The 1971-nt window shown below is 71.7% G+C and carries 2 protein-coding genes; one reads left to right on the top strand and one right to left on the bottom strand.

Going from position 1 to position 1971, the window contains the following annotated elements; translation table 11 throughout:
- Nucleotides 1-269 precede the first annotated feature (269 nt).
- The gene (locus VH969_RS15945) at nt 270-545 is read left to right on the top strand and encodes a hypothetical protein (RefSeq protein WP_331974814.1); all 276 of its coding nucleotides are present in this window, start codon (nt 270-272) and stop codon (nt 543-545) included.
- 83 nt (nt 546-628) lie between these two features.
- On the opposite strand, the gene VH969_RS15940 is transcribed toward VH969_RS15945, so the two are convergent.
- Complete coding sequence (locus VH969_RS15940) at nt 629-1711, bottom strand: lactonase family protein (protein WP_331974812.1); 1083 nt, start codon at nt 1709-1711, stop codon at nt 629-631.
- Nucleotides 1712-1971: the final 260 nt, after the last annotated feature.

Genomic DNA, 1971 nt, shown 5'->3' with positions numbered 1-1971 from the left:
GCCCGACACCGGGCCCGAGCGCGCCGCGTCTCTGCCGCCAGACCGACCACCGGATCTGCATGTGCTCGCAGGTGCCGTCGTCCTTCCCACCTGGCGGCCGGGGCGCGGCGGCCTGCTGCGGCTGGCACGTTCTGGAAGGCCAAGGCTTGACGAGCGCCCCGACCGCCCGTGCAATGGCTGTAGGGCACGGTCGCAGCGCGTCAAGGGAGGAAGTTGTGGCAGAGGACGCCCCTGTGAAGGTTGGACGGTTCCGCAGAAGGAGAAGGACGATGACGATGACAGACGAGACCCAGCAGTCTCGGCGCGACCCGCTGGTCGAGCACGTCGTGCCGCTCCTCGCCAAGGCGATGGCGAGCACGCAGGACACCGAGGAGCTGTGGAGCTACCTCCAGGAGCGCGTCGAGGTGGAGTGCCGCCGGATGGAGGACGACGCCGTCCGCGAGGCGCTCGAACCGCTGGGGGATCGTTTTCCGCTCGAGACGCTGGCCCGGGTGGCCGCCGCGATGGCGCAGCAGTCCGCCATGGGCGACGCCCAGGTCGCGTAGCGCAGCCGGCCGGCGGCCGTCCGCACACACGCCGGCGGAGGGTGCCGCTGTGACATCGCGGCGCCCCCCGCCGGCTGGGCCGTTCAGCGGACCGCGAGCCCTGCGCCTCCGGCCGGGAGGCTGCCCACGGACCCGGCGTGATGCAGTGTCCCGCCCGCGCCGATCCGCAGCGCCTGGACACGGCCGACACCGCCGAGGAGCACGTAGAGGACGTCGCCGCGGGGAGTGATCGCCTCGTCCGCGGGCTTGCTGCCCGCGCCAGTGTCAGCGGCGACGCCGTTGCCGAGAAGCGCGATCGCGCCGTGCTCGATCCGGTATGCGGACACGGTGCCGCTCCCGGTGTTGGCCGTGTACGCGAAGCGTGAGCTCGGCGTCACGGCAACCCAGCAGGCCGCCTGCTGGTGGTTCTCGATCGCCGGGGAGGTCGCGGCGAGACCGCCCGACCGGGAGACCGAGTAGGAGGTGGCGCCGCTGCTCGGCGGGATGCTGGCATCGGACACGACCAGGGCTCCGCTGTGTGCGAACGCGAACCCGAAGGGGGTGCCGCCGACCGACGGATGCGGAACGGCATGTGCCAGCGCGCCGTGCCTCCGGATCCGGATCGTGTCGATGGTGCTGGACGTCTTGTTCGTGACGACCAGGACGTTCCCGGCTGGGCTCAGCGCGACCTCAGCCGGGTCCTCGTCGCCCGCTGCGAGGTGCCGCCAGGCGCCGTCGATCCGGGTGATGCCGGCACCGGTGACCCGGAAGCCCACGACGCTCGGCGTCGTCCCGGCGTTCAGGACGTACACGCGGCCTGCGCCGACGGCGACGCTGATCGGCAGGTCGCCGCCCGAGCGCACGACCTCGAGGCGATGGAGGCGTGCGCCGGACACCCGGAACACGGAGAGGGTGTCACTGCCCGCGTTCACCGCATACAGGCGGCGGCCGTCGGGGCTGAGGGTGAGCGACCCCTGGGATCCGAGGCCGGCGCCGGTGCCGCGACCGCCGGTCGCGAACGTGTGCCTCGGGCCGAGGTGCCCGTTGGCGTCGCGTTGGAAGGCGATCACCCTGTTGCCGCTTGCGGCGTTCGAGAGCGTGAAGACGGCGCCCCGCGTGTGCGCCAGGGCGCTCGCCGGGTGAAGGAGTCCTGCCATTCCGAGCAGGACCACGATGACTCGCTTCATGATGTCTCTCCTCACGTCGTGGTGTCGCTGCAGGCTAGGACCGAGTCCTTGTGGAGGTCTTTCGCAATCCTTACGAGACCCGGAATTCGCGCGCGGCCACAGCGCCCGGTGCGCGCGGCGGGCGATACTGGGCTCGTGGAGCAGACGCAGTCTCCGAAGATCCTGGTGGTCGACGACGAGCCGATCGTGCGCGACGTGGTCTGCAGGTACCTGGAGCGAGAGTCGTTTCGGACCGTCGAGGCGGCCGACGGCGACGAGGC

The sequence above is a fragment of the Actinophytocola sp. genome (genome assembly GCF_036555685.1).
In the GTDB taxonomy this organism is placed as follows: Bacteria; Actinomycetota; Actinomycetes; order Mycobacteriales; family Pseudonocardiaceae; genus Actinophytocola.
Note: the sequence above shows the minus strand (reverse complement) of the source record. Positions and strands in the feature narration are given on the sequence as shown.